Consider the following 17,010-nt stretch of genomic DNA (forward strand, 5'->3'; position numbering starts at 1 on the left):
ATTAATCTTTATGTTTGGTTGTTTGTTTCGTAAAAATACGTGCGCAGCGTAAATGGTTTCATGCGCATTCGTCATAAAACCATTAATGACATTGCGATAACTTTACAGCTCGATTGGCTTCATCTTTGGCACTAGTGCCTTCATTACCACCCAGGCAATAATGTAAGCTAAAGCACAAAGTATGAACATAATTGAATAGCCGGTTTGAATATGGCCCTCGGCGCTATAATGGTCAAACAGCATACCGGCACCCTTGCTTAGCAAAAAAGAGCCAATGCCGCCTGCCATACCGCCAATACCGGTAATAGTTGCAATAGCTTTTTTAGGGAACATATCGCCAACGGTAGTAAATATGTTGGCACTCCATGCCTGGTGAGCTGATGCACCAATGGCAATAAGAGCCACTGCCCACCAGTAGCTAAACTGGCTTAGGTAAGGTGTAAGTAAAACTACTAGAGGAAAAAGAGCAATTACAAACATGGCCTTCATACGGCCTGTGTACGCATCATATCCTTTATTAATAAAATAGGTAGGAAATGCACCGCCACCAATTGAGCCAACCATGGTTATGGTGTATAAAACAGCAATTGGTAACGAAATAGCGGTACCCTCCATGTTATATTGCGCTTTAAAATAAGCCGGCAACCAAAACAGGAAGAACCACCAAACTCCATCGGTCATGAACTTGCCAAAGGCAAAAGCCCAGGTTTGCTTAAATTGAAAACACTCCAGATAGGTGAATTTACGGCCCTCGTCAACTTTTTCTACTTCAATTGGTTCATGCTGTTGTATTTCATCACTATGAATATATTCATATTCGGCCTGGCTTACATTTTTGTTTTTTGAAGGAATTTCATACAAAAACAACCAAAATATTAACCATATAAAGCCAATAGCTCCAATGCCAATAAACGCCCATTGCCAGCCCCATTGCTCGGCTATCCAAGGCACCACAATAGGGGCTAAAATTGCGCCTACGTTAGCACCAGAGTTAAAAATACCTGTAGCTAAGGCTCGGTCTTTTTTAGGAAAGTACTCGGCAGTGGTTTTAATAGCGGCAGGAAAGTTACCTGACTCGCCCACGGCCAGCACCGTACGACCTAACGAGAAACCTAATATACTGCTGGGTACGAAATGTGCAAACGCATGTACAATAGCACCAACCGACCATAAGATGATGGACCAGGCGTAACCTGCCTTGGTTCCCAAATAATCAATTACACGACCGGCAAACAGCATGGAAAATGCGTAAGCCAGTGAAAACACGCCTACAATGGTACCGTAGTCGCTATCACTCCAGCCAAACTCTTTTGATAGTAATGGCTTAAGTAAGCTGAGTACCTGGCGGTCGAGGTAATTAATAGTTGTGGCAAAAAACAGCAAGGCGCAAATGGTCCAGCGGTAATTGCTCATCTTAATATTGTTCATAATTGGGTTTATGTTGATGTTTATCGGCTGGTTTGTACCAGTTCAATAGCTTTTTGGGTATTGGTAAATAATTCGTCGTATAGTTTCTCTTCCAGTACTTTTTTGCTGATGAGCTTGCTGCCCATACCCACTGCACATACACCGGCTTTAAACCATGTTGATATATTTCCTGCATCTAATTCAACGCCACCGGTTGGCATAAATAACTGGTCGCGGAAAAGCTCTTTAATAGATGTTAAAAACTCAGGACCTAAAATATTAGCCGGGAAAAGTTTAATTAAGGCTGCGTTTGATGATTGTGCAGTGTAAATTTCAGTTGGCGTCATACAACCCGGAATCCACAGCATGTTTAAATCATTAGCCATTTTAGCTACTTCTGGGTTCACTATAGGTGATACCAGGAAGTCGGCGCCGGCATTGATAAAGGCATCAGCCTCATGAACCGATTTTATTGTGCCTATACCCAGGTTAAGGTCAGGCATTTCGGCCTGTTGCAGTTCCTTTAATTTTTTAAAGTTTTCGAGCGCAGCGGCACCACGGTTGGTATATTCAAAAACACGTACACCTGCTTTGTACAGGGTGCGTGTAATTTCAACGCTTACATCGGCATCAGCATAAAAAAACAGCGGCAACATGCCCTGCGTAATAATGCTGTCTAATACTTGCTGTTTGGCTTTCATTTAATAATAGCTTGCTGTATAAAATCAACGCTGCGGTTAGTGGCATCGCTGTTTACAAACAGTTTGGTAAATGCGGCAGCGGTTGCAAAATCAACCGTTTCCTGTGGTTCATAGTTGTTATAAAAACCGTAAATAAGGCCGGCCATGTAGCAATCGCCACTACCTACCTTATCAACAATGGTTTCGGCAAAGTACTCGCCTGATACGTGTGGCTTGCCATCAGTATATAACACGGTATAATAATCAATATTGGTGTTGTCCTCAGTGGTAAACCTGAATGTATTGGCTACCGCCTTGCATTTTGGAAATTGCTTGATAATTTCCTCTGAGCTTTTTTGAGCTTCTTTAACGTAAAGGCTTTTCTGCCCCGATTCGGTAACCAGTTCATCAACCGCTACGCCTAACATACGCTCGGCAGCCCAAATGTTACCCATAATGAGGTCACAGTACTGCGCCAGTTCGGGCATTACATCAATAGGTTGCTTACCGTATTGCCATAACTTGGCGCGGTAATTCAAATCAACCGAAATAGTGATGCCTTTGCGTGAAGCAGCTTCTAAAGCTTCTTTACATACGTCTGCCACGTTTTGGCTTATGGCCGGGCAAATAGCGCTGAAGTGAAACCAGGTAACGCCGTCTAACACCTTGTCCCAGTCAATTAAGCCGGTGGTTAAATCGGCAAATGCTGAATGCGCACGATCATAAATAAGGGCATCGTGCTTTAAGTCCTGCCCTTTGGTTAAAAAGTACAGGCCTACACGTTTACCATGATAAACAATGGTTGATGTGTCAATGCTCTTTTCATTTAAAAAAGAAATCAGCTGATCAGACATGCCATTTTTAGGCAATGCCGTAAAATAGCGCGATGGTACATCCCAAAGGGCAAGCGCTGTAGCCACGTTAAGTTCGGCACCGCCTACAAATACGGGCAGGCTGTTCTCCTGCAGCCATTCGCCGGTAGCATCGGGGGTTATGCGAAGCAGCAGTTCGCCAAAGTTTAATACCGAACCGCTGCTGTAATCTTTATTCAAAATTTCGCTCATTATCTTACCTTAAAAAGGAAAATAGTTTTTAGCGTTATAGTAACAAATGTCCTGTACCACTTTACCGGTCCACTCAATATCGTTTGGCAATTCACCATTTTCAATATCGTCACCCAGTAAGTTACACAGTATACGACGGAAATACTCATGACGCGGGAACGATAGGAAGCTGCGTGAATCGGTAAGCATACCAATAAAGCGGCTTAGCAAGCCCATGTTTGAAAGTGCGTTCATTTGTTTAATCATACCATCTTTTTGGTCAAGGAACCACCAGCCTGAGCCAAACTGAACTTTGCCTGCAACTGTACCGTCATTAAAGTTACCAATCATGGTAGCAAATAATTCGTTTTGGGTTGGGTTAAGGTTATAAATAATGGTTTTAGCCAGTTTATCTTCAGTATCCAACTTATTTAAGAAAGTTGAAAGGGCACGGCCCTGGCTAAAATCGCCAATTGAATCAAATCCTGTATCAGGACCTAATTTGGTTAACAAACGGGTATTGTTGTTACGCAAAGCACCCAGGTGATATTGCTGAACCCAGCCTTTTTCATGATCCCAAATGGCAAATTGAAATAATAATGCCGATTTTATTTTCAGAATCTCGCCCGGCATCAAAGCTACGCCTGTACGAATTTTAATGAATATGCTGCGAATTTCGTCTTCGGTATATTCTTCAGCATAAATTTGTTCTAAACCATGGTCAGACACTTTACAGCCATGCTCAGCAAAGTAATCATGACGTTTTTTTAATGCAGTTAGGTAAGTATCATAATCACCAATGCTTAAATCGGTCAGGGCTTCCAGCTTATCAATGTAGGCGTTTAAGGCAACTGCATCATCAGCGTTCATAGCCTTATCGGGGCGGAAAGACGGCAATACTTTAGTTACGTTGTTGCCCGCCAGTTGCTTGTGAAATTCCAGATTATCCAATGGGTCATCGGTGGTACCAATTGCCTCAACCTTCATTTTTTTAATAAGGCTTTGAGTTGAAAACTCCGAACCTTGCAGCATTTCGGTACACTTGTCATAAATTTCCTTTGCCGTTTTTGGCGACAGGATGTCATGGATACCAAAGTAACGCTGTAACTCTAAATGAGTCCAGTGGTACAAAGGGTTGCGCAGGGTGTAAGGTACGGTAGCCGCCCATTGCTCAAACTTTTCAAAATCGCTTTTATTACCGGTTACATAGCTTTCGTCAATACCGTTGGTACGCATTGCACGCCATTTGTAATGATCGCCGTGAAGCCATATGTGAGATAGGTTGCTGAAATTTAAGTCGGCAGCAATCTGATCAGGAGGCAGGTGGCAATGATAGTCAATAATTGGAAGATCTTTGGCGTACTCATGGTACAGGCGCTGCGCAGTTTCGGTTTGCAGCAAAAAATTCTCGTCTAAAAACTTTTTCATAACAAATGTTGGCAACTCGTTAAAGCAACCGGTTTTTCAAAAGGTAACTGGTGTTAGCAGTTGGTTTATATGCGTTTATTGCAGAGCTTTAAAGTTGAATGTATACACTAAGCCCTCGCAGCACAAACTAAACAATAATTATTGAGTATCTGAAAGATTTTGCCGTTTAATGCGCATTATGCTTGCAAAAAATTACGCAAACGATTGCTAAACTCATACTAGCTGTAGGGCTATGATAAGAAGTTAGAAAAGACTGATAAGAAATGCGAGTAATTTGTAACTCAGGTATACAAACGCTGCAAAGGCTATGAGCAAAACAACCGCAATGGTTATCAAAATACCGGTGCCGCTACCCTGATGCCTGCCTTCTTCATAATGCTCTTTAAGTAATTTAATATTGCGCGTATTGGCTTTGTAATAAAAATCAAAAACCTGCCCAACAAACGGTATAACCCCAATCAGCCCGTCTATTAATACATTAAGCACCATTAGTATGAGTACTTTACGGCTTACACCGTGTTTAGCCATGGTTAAAACCAGTGCGGCACTCAAAACAAACCCCGCAGCATCACCTGCTATGGGTAGCAAGTTTATAATAGGATCGAGCCCGAAACGGAATTTAGTGCCCGGCACGCGAAACTGGTCATCAAGCAAATGTGATATGCGCTCCACCCATTTCAGGCGTCCGGTAAGATTAACGGGTGGAGTATATTTTTGCTGATTAAAGGGCATATGTACAGTAACCCGGCTGTAAGGCAATGGTTTTATTTGTGGTTAAATTGCCGCTCGGCGATAGTTTGGATACCACCAAAAGATCATTAAAACTTTATAGTCAACTTTCTTTTTCAAACCCTTTCACCTTGTAGTTGTATAAAAACAAGCATACTATCACAAGCTTGTACGCATGATGTCAAAAAAAATACCGTCCCTTAATATTAGAGTTATCCTCTTCACAGCCTTAAACTGTTTGTTTATGGCAATGCCGGCAATAGCGCAAGATAGTGCCGCTGTTAAAACAGATTCGGCGTTAACCATACCTGATACGCTGCTATTTAAAATACAGAAAGCACAGGCTGCCATCACCGAAATTAATGCCACCAACAAACGCGGCTATGGCATTGAAAATATTCAAAATGGTTTAAAAGAGGTACGTGCCGATGTTGCACCGGTAAAAAAAGATATTGATGTGGCCCGAAAGGTATTAGATACCAAAAGCCTGTTAAGCTACAACCTTATTTTAAAAGATGCACTTACCCGCCTTACCGGCTGGCGTAATACATTAAGCAAGTATAATGCAAATTTGCAAGGCCTGTCTGACCAGGTGATTGAGCTGGGCAACGATTCGGTGCTAATGGTTAAGGCAAAAGATACTACCGAAAAAAGGTTGTACACTGCCCAACTAAATGAAATAAAAGTGCGGCTGCAAACTGCAGGTAAAGTAACAACGGCAAGGCTTGATACGGTAAGCCGCTTACTGGCAGATGTATCTGCAACCTACCTCACCGTTACCGATTTGCAAACAGCTATAGCCGAGCGGTTACAGCAATCGGGCAAGAGTGCGTTAGGGCGCGAATCGCCTTATATATGGGCTGCACCGGTAAGTAGCGAGCCGGGTAGCAGTATAAGCGATTTAATTGGTTCGGCTATTGATGGACAAGGCAAAATACTAGGTTATTTTATAAGCAGTACCTGGGATAACCGCATTCTTTTACTGCTTATTGGTATAGGGTTTTACGTTTGGGTTTACCGCAATTTTAAAAAGGCTCAAAAGCCCGATTTGCGGCAGGTGCTAGGGCAACTTACTTTTAATTATATACGTCCGTACCCGGTTTTGGCAACTATTATTATAATGCTGAACCTTACGCCGCTTTTTGAGCCCGATTCGCCATCAATGTACATTGAGCTTACGCAACTCATGTTGCTGTTTGCCGTAACCGTGCACTTTTGGAAAACGCTATCTAAAAGCGACATGAATTACTGGCTGATGATTGTAGGCCTGTACATCACCATCATTATTACCAACGCGGTGGTACATGATGCCATTTGGATGCGTTTATGGCTTATTTTCTTAAACGCGGCATCATTATACATTGGGTATTATTTTTATAAAAAGCTGCTCAAGGCCAATGTTGCCAAACGCTTGGCGAAACCTATTCTGCTTATATTTTTAGCGTTAAATATATTTTCAATTCTCTTTAATGTTTTCGGGCGCATAAGCCTGGCCAAGGTATTTAGTGCCACAGCAATTATAGGTCTTACGCAGGTAATAGGTTTGGCAGCCTTTATACAGGTAATAAGTGATGCGCTTGAACTGCAAATTAAAGTAAGTTCGTGCTCAAACGGGTTATTTGCACGGCTAAACATTGCATCTACACGTGCTTCATTCAGGCGCATCTTATCTGTCGTGGCCGTAATTTTATGGTTGCTGGTATTTATGATAAACCTGAGCATTGCTGGTGGTGTATTTGCTTTGGTTCAACAAGTGCTGTCAAAAGAACGCACGTTCGGTAGCGTGCATTTTTCGCTCAATAATGTACTGTTTTTTGCTGTAATTATTTACCTGGCCAATATGCTGCAAAAGCATGTAGGTATACTATTTGGCGAGAGTGCCGTAAAGTTTGAAGATAAAACGGAGCATAAGGGCTCAAAACTGGCTCTTATTCGCCTTATTATAGTTGTTATTGGAGTTTTACTGGCCGTTACGGCATCGGGCATACCGCTTGATAAGCTTACCGTAGTGTTGGGTGCGCTAAGTGTGGGTATAGGTTTAGGTATGCAAAACATTGTTAATAACTTTGTATCGGGCATCATTCTCATTTTCGAAAAGCCTTTTCGCATTGGCGATTATGTTGAACTTGCAGATAAAAAGGGTAAGGTGCAGGATATAGGTATACGTTCAAGCAAGATGCTAACGCCACAAGGGTCGGAGGTGATTATTCCAAACGGTGATTTACTATCGGGCCGGCTAGTGAACTGGACCCTCAGCAACGATTTTTTAAAGACCGAGGTTTTGTTTAAAGTACCTGCTGATACCGATTTAGATGCCTTGAACAAAGTAATTGAGGAAGAAGTTAGTAAGTCAGCAAACATTTTAAAGAACTTACCACCCGAAATACTTATTAATACCATAGCAGCCGATAGCGTTGAACTAAAGGTAATTGTTTGGATAACAGATATTTATAGTGAAGCAGGTTTTAAAAATGAATTTTTAAGACGCTTGCTGCCTAAGCTAAAGGAAATGCAGGTGAAAATAATATAGTAGCCTGATTTCACAGCATCACTTACCCTAAAATTTCCCTTATATCATCAGCAGAAAGCGACTTAATGAAACTTTCTTCTGTAGTGATTAACGAACGGGCAACGGTGAGTTTGCGTTGTTGCAAGGCAAGTATCTTTTCTTCAACAGTATCTTTAGTGATGAACTTATAAATAAACACGTTTTTGGTTTGCCCAATGCGGTGTGTGCGGTCAATAGCCTGTTGCTCAACGGCCGGGTTCCACCATGGATCAAGGATGAAAACATAGTCGGCCTCGGTAAGATTGAGGCCCACGCCGCCGGCTTTTATGGATATCAAAAATATTTGAGTTTTGGCATCCTGCTGAAACTTTTTAACTACTTCGCCACGGTTTTGAGTGCTTCCGTCAAGGTAGGTATACTTAATGTTTTTCTGATCGAAGTATTGCCGGTAAATATTTAGTTGCTTAACAAATTGCGAAAATATCAGCACCTTATGTCCGCCGTCCAGCACGTTTGATAAGGTATGCACCACATCCTCAAACTTGCCCGAATCGCCCTCATAACTTTCATCTATCATTGATGGATGGTTAGCTATCTGGCGCAGCTTTATAAGGCCTTGTAAAACCTGTATTTGCGTTTGTGCAAAGGTTCCATCTTCAAGGCTTTGCAGTAACTCGTTGCGGTATTCTGATTTTATTTTTTCGTAAACCGTGCTTTGCTCATCGGTCATTTTGCAATAAAATAACTGCTCGGTTTTGGGCGGAAGCTCAGTAGCTACCTGTTCCTTGGTACGGCGAAGCACAAATGGCTTAATCAATGCTTGTAAGCGGTGCGCCTTTTCTTCGTCCTTTTTCTTTTCAATGGGTGTTACGAACTCATTTAAAAAAAACTGCTGGTTGCCCAGTAATCCGGGATTAATAAACGACATCTGTGTCCATAAATCATTCACGGTATTTTCAACGGGAGTACCACTCAATATCAACTTATGGCGCGATTTAAGCTGCTTAACAGCCTGGTATGATTTGGACGATGGATTTTTGATGTTCTGGCTTTCATCCAAAATAATGTAATCGAAAAAGAAAGCCTTAAACAATTCTACATCAATACGGCTTATGCCGTAAGTAGTCACCACTACATCATACTTGCCAAATACATCGGGTGATTTATAGCGAAACGCACCTGTATGCACCATCATGCGTAAGGTGGGCGTAAATCTGGCAGCCTCATTTACCCAATTGTATATAAGTGAGGTAGGCATAATAAGCAACGAAGTGCATGTTGCGCCAATAGCTGCTGCATCCTCCTTGTTCTTTTGCAGCAAAGCCAGTGTTTGTATGGTTTTACCCAAACCCATATCATCAGCCAGGCATCCGCCAAAGTGGTAATCTTTTAAAAAATGGAACCAGTTGTAACCCGCCTGTTGGTAAGGGCGCAAACTACCTGCAAAGTTTACCGGAGGGGCTACATCTTCCAATTCTTCAAAATCAGTCAGCTTTTGCAGCTTACGGTTAATGGTTATGCTGGCTAAATCGCCTTCGGCCAAATCATTGATAAGGCCAATGTGGTGCTTGCGCAGCTTAAGGTCTTTATTACCTTCAGTAAAGTTGAGCAGGTTACCATATTGTGCAAACCATTCTTCGGGTATAACTGCAATTTCGCCGCTGGGCAGGGTAAACTCTTTTTTACGGTTAAGGATGTGATTACGCAAATCCATAAAAGGAATTTGGTATGGGCCAAAGTGCACAATGGCATGTATGTCAAACCAGTCGTTGTTCTCGTTTACCTGCAAATCAATTTTGCTGCTGCCAAAGAGATAGCGCTTTTGCCCTTCGGGCTGTTCAATTTCAAAGCCTGCGGCAATCAACTTGTCGTGGTTTTGATTAAGCCAGTCGAATACCGAAAAAGAGCGGTCGGCATCGTCACCATCATGTTTCACCTCCAGGTTTTGAAAAAGGGATGATGAGGTAGTAAGCCCCATATTCTCCAACAGTTGCAGCTTATTTTTTTCCCAGGTTACCGAACGTTTTATGCGGTGGAAGGTGTAATTGTCGCCTTCTCGATCAATCTTGACTGAAATATGCCTGCCATCTCCATAAGGGAAAACGTAGCCGGCATACTTAAAATACAACTGTATTTGTGATATGCCGCCGGCTACATATATGGGTTTAACCACAGGCCGGGCGTCATACTTTTCGGTATTGATGGTAAAGCCTTCGGCGTGTACGTGGTGCTTCTCAATAAGCGGTGCTACAAACTTTTCAAAATAAGATTGCTCGGCACTCCGCGGAATGGCTATGAAACGTTTTTGTAAAAATGGTTGCAGTTTACGGCCCTCCACATCTTTATCGAAATAATACAGGATATCATCAAGCATGAGCCAGCCGGGGTGATTACATATAATTTCGGCGTTCTTGAACATGAATTCAATTTTCATGCCCTGGTATTTGATGGTAGGGTAGTAGCGTATTTCGGTATCGTCGCGCTTAAAGTGAAACAGTACAGTAGTAGCTTCGGTGGCAATATGCAGTTGTCTTTCGGCCGGGTAGCCTTCCTTACTCATTGCAAACAGCTTTTTATCATGAAGCATAGTAAACGCCTCCGCCATTTTCTTTTCAATTTTAGGGCGAATCACATCATGCAACTGATCATTAAATACCTTGCTGAAAAACTCGTACGGGCGGATGGGCTTTTTGTAATACTTTTTAATGAGATGCCCCTGCTCCATCTCCTCCAAAAGCTTAATGAGCTTATGGTCGGTTTCGTCTATACATGAGCTAAATTCTTGCGCAGTGTTAGAGAACAGGCGCTGATGTGTAAGCGAAAACTCGCCGTTAGGGTTAAGCTGAACAATATGCGGTTCTATCAACCACCCGAGGTATTCGTGGCGGGCAATGGAATAAATTAGCTGGCAAGGTTTACTGCTGTCAACACGTAGCATATGGTCCGTTCAAAAAATTTGTGGAAGCTACATCAACAAAAATTTCAAACGTATAAAGAATTTAGAGGATTTAAAAGAAAATGGGTATAAAAATGTTGCCCCACACCGACCCTCTAACAGCCCCATCTAAATTCTCCTAAAAGGAAGGACTTGAAACATGAATTCTCTCCATCCTGAGGAGGGCCACGGTGGGGCTCTTTTGTTACCTTTGCCATCACTATGAATGAAACATCTCAAGCCAATTACGATGCCCTGGTAAAATTAAGCCAAAACGACTTTGACGCATTCTTATACGACTGCGACGGCACCCTTGCCGACAATATGCCTGCCCATACCGAAACTTATATTAAAGTAGCTGCCGAACAGGGTGTGATAATTGACGGTGCCATTATAGATGAATTTGCCGGACTACCCATCATCAATGTGGTTGAAAAAATTAACGAACGCTACCAAAGTGCTTTTATACCCGAGGAGTTTAAAGCGGCGAAGTACAAGCTGTTTTTAGAAGAATATATTCAGCAAACACAGCCTATTGATTACGTGGTAAACCATTTAAAAAATCATGCAGGGCAGGTGCGCATTGCCGTAGTAAGCGGCAGCAGCCGTATTGCAGTCGAAAAAACACTGCAAATTTTGGGTATTGATCATTTAGTTGAAGTGCTGGTTTGCGCAGGTGAAACCCCTAACGGCAAACCTTTTCCCGACCCATTTTTGAAAGCGGCCGAACTATTAGGCGTAGCTCCAGAACGTTGCCTGGTATTTGAAGATGGCAACGCCGGTACACAAGCAGCCGATGAAGCCGGTATGCGCTGGGTAAGGATAGATAAGCTTATATAATGTGCGGCGGCGTAAGTTTCAACAACCGATATTTAGATAATGCAAATCCCACCAATTCTTAAACTCTGTTCAGAGGGTTTAATTCTGTGAGTTGGAAACGTTCTTAAAAATTCCGGTTCAGACAATATTTAAACTATTTGCCTGCTTTGTTGTCCATAGCTTTAAATAGCAGGGGGCTGTTACATTTTGCAACATGGCCTCGTCTATTTATCAAACACTATACAAATGTTCACCATGAGAAAATTATTTTTATTAGCCGCTCTTATAACTGTTACCATTGCCGGCTTTGCACAAACTACTGATCAGCGTCGCAAAATTGAAGTTACCGGCAGCGCCGAGCAAGAGGTTACGCCCGATGTTATTTATGTAGCCATATCATTGAAAGAATACATGAATGGCAAAAACAAGGTAGAAATCAGCACCCTGGAGCGTCAACTGCAAAAGGCCGTTACCGAGGCGGGAGTTGCTAAAGAAGACTTTATGATCAACAATATATCGTCGTACAACTACATCATCGATAAAAAGAAAAAAGATCCTGACTTTATGGCCAGCAAGCAATACCGCATTAAAGTGCGCGACCTGAATGCCATTAACGTTATCTTGAGTAAGGTTGACGATAAAGGCATCCAATCAACCGGTGTTGAAAGCTACGAGTACTCCAAACAAGCAGAACTACGCAAGGAGCTCAAAATCAAAGCCCTGCAAGCTGCCCGCGAAAAAGCCGGTTACTTATTAACCAGCATTGGCGAAAAATTAGGCGGCGCTATTGAAATTCAGGAAATTGATAACGAGCCTATGGGACGCCCGGTATATGCTAATATGATGCTTAAATCATCGATGGGATATGATGCTGCTGCTCCGCAAGAAAGTAATGTTGACTTTAAGAAGATCAAATTGAACTACCAGGTACGTGCAGTATTTGAGATAGCCAAGTAACCTTAATAGATGGTTTACAGAAGCAGGCTTGATATTTAAGCCTGCTTTTTATTGTTAGGGCGTTGCCTGCGGCCCGGGATATACCTGCAAGTCCTCACTTTGCTATGCTACGTTTTAATCTTTAGGCTGCTATCCCTAACACAAAACGCAATCAATACTTTTTAGCTACGTTATACAGCACATTCAAATCTAACTGTGTAAGCTGAGGGCTTACGTCTGTTTGTACAAAGTGAAGTTTAAAGGCTTTAATGGCGGCAGGTAAATTAGTGGTATCATACCCAATGATGCGCAAGGCGGCCACATAATCGAAAGTTTCGGGAGCCAGTTCTAAAACATCATCGCTCCAGTATCCAAAGCCGCTTTTAGCCAACGTCTTCCATGGAAAATATGCACTGGGATCGGTTTTACGGCCAGGGGCAATATCACTGTGGCCAATAAAATTTGCTGTAGGAATGTTATAAGCCTTTTTTAGTTTTGCCAATAGCAATATCAGACTTTTTACCTGTGCCTCCTGAAAGGGTTGTACGCCGTTGTTATCCAGTTCAATACCTATTGAGCAACTGTTCATATCAGTAACGCTGCCCCACTTGCTCACTCCGGCATGCCATGAGCGGAGATAATCATTAAGCATATGGTAAACTTTTCCGTCGCGGCTTACTACATAGTGAGCGCTCACTTGCGTGCGGGTAAGGGTGAAAGTATTAAGCGTTTGCTTTGCCGAATCTTGCGCAGTATGATGAATAATAACATAGTTGGGCTTACGTAAATTGAAGTTTACAGTAGCTACAAATTCCGAAGGAATAGCCGTACCTGCACTATCAGCCAGCCTCACGGTGTCTTTAATTTTTACGATATCCAGCAAGCTGTCTATTTGTGTTTTATAAACCTTTGGGCTGTTATTTACAATAGTAGCCGGCTTTTTGGTTTTGCAGGAAGAAATTATAGTAAGTGCAAGAAAATAGTATGCGTAGGATTTTAAGTTCATTGCCAATCAGTGAGTTTTATCAGTTTACAGAACTCTGCTAAATTAAGTAAAGTATTAGGAGCTTCATCTGTGTTTTCAATACATTCAAATTCGTGAAATGTGTGGTCAAATTCATCATTCCACTGGTCGAAATGTAAATCGGGTAGGTGCCATTGGTTGCATAAAAGAACTCGCCGCTAATGAGTTTTGATTGGATGAGCGTTTGTAATTTGTCTACATCGAAAGTTTGCTCACCTTTGAAAACTACGTAGCTATAATTTTTATAGTTGGCACCATCGCGATAGAGATAGGAGAATTTAATGTTGGGCATATTCCAAATATAATAAAATGACACTTATAGTCCGTTGGCTTATAGTCAACAAAAATTCAAATTGCCTTAATGGGCATTAAAGAGAATGTTGGACTAAGAATTAGAGAATTGCGTAAGCAAATTGGTATATCTCAGGAGGCGTTAGCTAACAAGGCAGAAATAGATAGAACTTACGTTACCGATGTTGAAAATGGGCGTCGAAACATCTCAATTGAGAATTTAGAGAAGCTCGTTGACGCTTTAAATATATCATTTACCGATTTTTTCAACTCTTCAAACTTTAATAAATAATGGGAGCATTCTACATAAATGCAATCTCCCAGTTTATTAATGAAACGGTTGATTCAATAACGGGTAAACTTACTCGTGCATCTGGCAAAGCTGGTTTTTACCAGCAGATGCATTCCCAAACTGCTTCGTGGGAAGAAGAAATATCGTTATTACAAGATGTCTTAACTCAAGTAATATCAGCTTTTGTTGATGCTACTTCATGGGGTATTTTATTAGAATATCCTATCGCTCGGCGTAGTAAACGAATTGATGTTGTTTTAATTTGCAACGAGATAATTGTAGTTATTGAGTTTAAAGCAGGGCGAAACGAATATACAGTTGCCGACCAAGAGCAATTATTAGATTACTGTTTAGATCTTCGAGATTTTCACTTTCAATCAAGAGGCCGAACAATTGTTCCACTATTATTAGCCACGAATGCTAAAGACATTGAAAATGCTATCTTCAAATCAGAGCATTTAGTTCAATCAATGATTTTTGCTAATTCTTCAAATTTAGCCCCAACCTTATTAGCGACTATTAAGACTTTAGATGGTAAATGTAAAACGCAAGATTTTGAAGAATGGGACCGAAGTAATTATTCGCCCACACCTACTATTATAGAGGCAGCCCAAACTTTGTATTCGGGTAAGTCGGTGATAGAAATATCGCGCTCTCATGCTGAAGCAACCAATCTTACTAAAACTACGACGGCTGTTATCAATGCTATAAAGCACGCAAAAGGGAATAATAAAAAGATTATTTGCTTTATTACAGGCGTTCCAGGGGCAGGTAAAACACTTGCTGGATTGGATATAGCCCACCACAGTGAATTTCAAACATCCGAGAATGCCTCGGCTACATTTTTGTCAGGTAATGGTCCGTTAATAAAAGTGTTGAGGGAAGCTCTAAAACGAGATTCCACCAAAAGGTTAAAGCAAGAAGACAAAAGCGTAAAAGCACGAGAACAAGAAAGAATAATTGCATTTATAGAAAATGTACATCGATTCATCGACGCATACTTCTTTGATAAATCGAAAATTCCAAATACCCAAATTGTGATTTTTGATGAAGCTCAAAGGGCTTGGAACGCTGAGCATTCTTTGCGAAAATTTAACAGAAATCATTCGGAACCCGAGATGATGTTTGAGGTAATGAATCGACATGAAGATTGGGCTGTAATTGTTGCATTGGTTGGTGGAGGACAAGAGATAAATACAGGAGAGGCTGGTTTGCCAGAATGGGGTCGTGTAATTGCGCAAAGATTTAACAACTGGACCGCTTACATATCACCTGAGTTAAAGGTTGGAGACCATAGTACAGGAAACTTAACATTATTTGAGCAGCAGCCAAGCAACGTGAATATTATAGAAGCTCCCGAATTGCATTTGAGTGTTTCAATCCGCTCTTACAAAGCAGAGGGTTTATCAAGATGGGTAAATCAGGTTTTAACCAACAACCCAATAGCTGCTAGTGATACTTACAAAACGGATTTAATAGACTATAACATTATTATAACAAGAGACCTAAACAAAGCCAAGCAATGGCTAAAAGACAATTGCTTAGGTTCAAGAAGGATGGGATTAGTAGCCAGTTCTGGCGCACGAAGATTGCGGCCTTACGGGCTTGAGGTTCGTACTGAGTTTGAGGAACCAGAATGGTTTCTTAATCCACGAGATGATATAAGGTCTTCATATTATTTAGAAATTCCAGCCACAGAATTTGGAGTACAAGGTTTGGAGTTAGATTGGACTGGCGTATGCTGGGATGGAGATTTGAGAAGGCAAAAAGGTGTTTGGGAGTTCAAATCTTTTAAGGGTTCAAAGTGGTTAAGTGTCAGCAAAAAGGAAAATCAAACGTATATCATAAACAAATATCGAGTATTATTAACAAGGGCTCGAGAAGGCATGGTTATCTTTGTTCCGCAAGGTGACAACGAAGACCCTACTCGAAACCCTCAAGTTTATAACGATATTGCTAATTATTTAGTAGAATGTGGAGTGAAGGAGCTTTAATCCCTACAACTCCTCGCTCCTAAAAGTATCGCCCTGTCTTACATCTCCCGTTTCGTAGCCCTTTTTGAACCAGTGCATGCGTTGTACGCTGGTGCCGTGGGTAAATGAGTCGGGCGATACACGGCCTTGGGTGAGGCGGTCATCTCCTATGGCGTTGGCGGCATTCAGGGCTTCTTCAATATCACCAGTCTCTAAGAAACCGCGTTTTTGCTGATAATGTGCCCAAACTCCTGCGTAAAAATCGGCCTGGAGTTCAAGTTTTACTGATAATTTGTTGTATTCTTCTTCGCTCAGCTGCTCACGCGCCTGCTGCATTTTGTCAGACACGCCTAAAAGCTTTTGTACGTGATGGCCTACCTCATGTGCAATTACATAAGCCCGGGCAAAATCACCTGCGGCGCCAAAGCGTTGCTCCAGTTCATTAAAAAAGGTTAAGTCAATGTATACCTTACGGTCGGCCGGGCAATAGAATGGGCCCGATGCTTCACCGGCAAAACCACAGCCACTGGTTTCTACCTGTCCTTCAAAAAAGTGGATAGTAGGTTCCTGGTAAGTTCCGCCCATTTGCTTAAACAACTGGTGCCAGGTGTCTTCGGTGTCGGCCAGTACAACACGGGCAAAGCTTTGCTCTTTGCTCTTTGATTCGGTTAGTTTTGTGTTTTGCTGGCTGCCACCGGTTTGTCCATCGCCGCCCTGTAAAATTTGCGACGGATTTACACCGGTAAACATGTATATAATAACCCCAATAATTCCTAATACGCCGCCGCCTAAAGCCATACGGCCACCGCCGCTGCTGCTACCTTCTTCGGCGTTACTGCTTTCGCGTCTGCCCATCCATTGCATAGTGTGAGTGTTTTAAGTGTTTCGGAAGTAACATTAAACAAGTAAATATTGTTCGCAGCTTCATTTGGTATTATTACAAG

At 41.9% G+C, this 17,010-nt stretch carries 14 protein-coding genes; 5 read left to right on the plus strand and 9 right to left on the minus strand.

The features are described from left to right. Positions 1 to 102: 102 nt before the first annotated feature. The 5 genes from QZ407_RS09220 to QZ407_RS09240 all read right to left on the minus strand — a co-directional run bounded on the left by QZ407_RS09220 (position 103) and on the right by QZ407_RS09240 (position 5,290). Positions 103 to 1,428 carry an MFS transporter gene (locus tag QZ407_RS09220; RefSeq protein ID WP_295770063.1) on the minus strand — a complete coding sequence of 442 codons (1,326 nt, stop codon included), beginning with the start codon at positions 1,426 to 1,428 and terminating at the stop codon, positions 103 to 105. A gap of 20 nt (positions 1,429 to 1,448) precedes the next feature. Further along, positions 1,449 to 2,108 carry a bifunctional 4-hydroxy-2-oxoglutarate aldolase/2-dehydro-3-deoxy-phosphogluconate aldolase gene (locus tag QZ407_RS09225; protein ID WP_295770065.1) on the minus strand — a complete coding sequence of 220 codons (660 nt, stop codon included), beginning with the start codon at positions 2,106 to 2,108 and terminating at the stop codon, positions 1,449 to 1,451. Next, positions 2,105 to 3,151 carry a sugar kinase gene (locus QZ407_RS09230; protein ID WP_295770067.1) on the minus strand — a complete coding sequence of 349 codons (1,047 nt, stop codon included), beginning with the start codon at positions 3,149 to 3,151 and terminating at the stop codon, positions 2,105 to 2,107. Before QZ407_RS09230 ends, QZ407_RS09225 begins: the two co-directional genes overlap by 4 nt. A gap of 9 nt (positions 3,152 to 3,160) precedes the next feature. Next, entirely contained in the window at positions 3,161 to 4,558 is a 1,398-nt protein-coding gene (uxaC, locus tag QZ407_RS09235; protein WP_295770069.1) for a glucuronate isomerase, read from the minus strand. A gap of 243 nt (positions 4,559 to 4,801) precedes the next feature. Further along, entirely contained in the window at positions 4,802 to 5,290 is a 489-nt protein-coding gene (locus QZ407_RS09240) for a DUF4112 domain-containing protein (RefSeq protein ID WP_295770071.1), read from the minus strand. Positions 5,291 to 5,531: 241 nt separating this feature from the next. Between QZ407_RS09240 and QZ407_RS09245 the strand changes: the two genes are divergently transcribed. Beyond that, entirely contained in the window at positions 5,532 to 7,817 is a 2,286-nt protein-coding gene (locus QZ407_RS09245) for a mechanosensitive ion channel domain-containing protein (RefSeq protein WP_295770074.1), read from the plus strand. 22 nt (positions 7,818 to 7,839) lie between these two features. On the opposite strand, the gene QZ407_RS09250 is transcribed toward QZ407_RS09245, so the two are convergent. Beyond that, positions 7,840 to 10,734, minus strand: a complete 2,895-nt coding sequence (locus tag QZ407_RS09250) for a DEAD/DEAH box helicase (RefSeq protein ID WP_295770077.1) — start codon at positions 10,732 to 10,734, stop codon at positions 7,840 to 7,842. A gap of 219 nt (positions 10,735 to 10,953) precedes the next feature. On the opposite strand from QZ407_RS09250, the gene QZ407_RS09255 reads away from it, so the two are divergent. Together QZ407_RS09255 and QZ407_RS09260 are read left to right on the plus strand one after the other, a co-directional pair. Then, on the plus strand, positions 10,954 to 11,571 hold the full coding sequence (locus tag QZ407_RS09255; RefSeq protein ID WP_295770079.1) for an HAD family phosphatase: 618 nt from the start codon (positions 10,954 to 10,956) through the stop codon (positions 11,569 to 11,571). Positions 11,572 to 11,805: 234 nt separating this feature from the next. Beyond that, positions 11,806 to 12,507, plus strand: a complete 702-nt coding sequence (locus tag QZ407_RS09260) for an SIMPL domain-containing protein (RefSeq protein WP_295770082.1) — start codon at positions 11,806 to 11,808, stop codon at positions 12,505 to 12,507. Between the two features lie 151 nt (positions 12,508 to 12,658). Here the strand turns inward: QZ407_RS09260 and QZ407_RS09265 are convergent, their stop codons facing one another. After that, positions 12,659 to 13,492 carry an N-acetylmuramoyl-L-alanine amidase gene (locus QZ407_RS09265; protein ID WP_295770084.1) on the minus strand — a complete coding sequence of 278 codons (834 nt, stop codon included), beginning with the start codon at positions 13,490 to 13,492 and terminating at the stop codon, positions 12,659 to 12,661. A 37-nt stretch (positions 13,493 to 13,529) separates the two neighbouring features. Further along, complete coding sequence (locus QZ407_RS09270; protein ID WP_295770086.1) at positions 13,530 to 13,802, minus strand: hypothetical protein; 273 nt, start codon at positions 13,800 to 13,802, stop codon at positions 13,530 to 13,532. Between the two features lie 69 nt (positions 13,803 to 13,871). Between QZ407_RS09270 and QZ407_RS09275 the strand changes: the two genes are divergently transcribed. Together QZ407_RS09275 and QZ407_RS09280 are read left to right on the plus strand one after the other, a co-directional pair. Then, positions 13,872 to 14,093, plus strand: coding sequence for a helix-turn-helix transcriptional regulator (locus tag QZ407_RS09275; RefSeq protein WP_295770089.1), 222 nt, complete (start codon positions 13,872 to 13,874; stop codon positions 14,091 to 14,093). Then, positions 14,093 to 16,087, plus strand: a complete 1,995-nt coding sequence (locus QZ407_RS09280) for a DUF2075 domain-containing protein (protein ID WP_295770091.1) — start codon at positions 14,093 to 14,095, stop codon at positions 16,085 to 16,087. Before QZ407_RS09275 ends, QZ407_RS09280 begins: the two co-directional genes overlap by 1 nt. Positions 16,088 to 16,090: 3 nt before the next feature. Here QZ407_RS09280 and QZ407_RS09285 read toward each other — a convergent pair whose 3' ends face one another. Next, positions 16,091 to 16,930 carry a neutral zinc metallopeptidase gene (locus tag QZ407_RS09285; RefSeq protein ID WP_295770094.1) on the minus strand — a complete coding sequence of 280 codons (840 nt, stop codon included), beginning with the start codon at positions 16,928 to 16,930 and terminating at the stop codon, positions 16,091 to 16,093. Positions 16,931 to 17,010: the final 80 nt, after the last annotated feature.

This window comes from uncultured Mucilaginibacter sp. (assembly GCF_913773635.1).
Lineage (GTDB): Bacteria > Bacteroidota > Bacteroidia > Sphingobacteriales > Sphingobacteriaceae > Mucilaginibacter.

What these genes read in the sequence shown, in the direction of transcription:
- QZ407_RS09220 (WP_295770063.1), bottom strand. Translation starts at nt 1,428, where the DNA reads ATGAACAATATTAAGATGAGCAATTACCGCTGGACCATTTGCGCCTTG.
- QZ407_RS09225 (WP_295770065.1), bottom strand. Translation starts at nt 2,108, where the DNA reads ATGAAAGCCAAACAGCAAGTATTAGACAGCATTATTACGCAGGGCATG.
- QZ407_RS09230 (WP_295770067.1), bottom strand. Translation starts at nt 3,151, where the DNA reads ATGAGCGAAATTTTGAATAAAGATTACAGCAGCGGTTCGGTATTAAAC.
- uxaC (WP_295770069.1), bottom strand. Translation starts at nt 4,558, where the DNA reads ATGAAAAAGTTTTTAGACGAGAATTTTTTGCTGCAAACCGAAACTGCG.
- QZ407_RS09240 (WP_295770071.1), bottom strand. Translation starts at nt 5,290, where the DNA reads ATGCCCTTTAATCAGCAAAAATATACTCCACCCGTTAATCTTACCGGA.
- QZ407_RS09245 (WP_295770074.1), top strand. Translation starts at nt 5,532, where the DNA reads ATGGCAATGCCGGCAATAGCGCAAGATAGTGCCGCTGTTAAAACAGAT.
- QZ407_RS09250 (WP_295770077.1), bottom strand. Translation starts at nt 10,734, where the DNA reads ATGCTACGTGTTGACAGCAGTAAACCTTGCCAGCTAATTTATTCCATT.
- QZ407_RS09255 (WP_295770079.1), top strand. Translation starts at nt 10,954, where the DNA reads ATGAATGAAACATCTCAAGCCAATTACGATGCCCTGGTAAAATTAAGC.
- QZ407_RS09260 (WP_295770082.1), top strand. Translation starts at nt 11,806, where the DNA reads ATGAGAAAATTATTTTTATTAGCCGCTCTTATAACTGTTACCATTGCC.
- QZ407_RS09265 (WP_295770084.1), bottom strand. Translation starts at nt 13,492, where the DNA reads ATGAACTTAAAATCCTACGCATACTATTTTCTTGCACTTACTATAATT.
- QZ407_RS09270 (WP_295770086.1), bottom strand. Translation starts at nt 13,802, where the DNA reads ATGCCCAACATTAAATTCTCCTATCTCTATCGCGATGGTGCCAACTAT.
- QZ407_RS09275 (WP_295770089.1), top strand. Translation starts at nt 13,872, where the DNA reads ATGGGCATTAAAGAGAATGTTGGACTAAGAATTAGAGAATTGCGTAAG.
- QZ407_RS09280 (WP_295770091.1), top strand. Translation starts at nt 14,093, where the DNA reads ATGGGAGCATTCTACATAAATGCAATCTCCCAGTTTATTAATGAAACG.
- QZ407_RS09285 (WP_295770094.1), bottom strand. Translation starts at nt 16,930, where the DNA reads ATGCAATGGATGGGCAGACGCGAAAGCAGTAACGCCGAAGAAGGTAGC.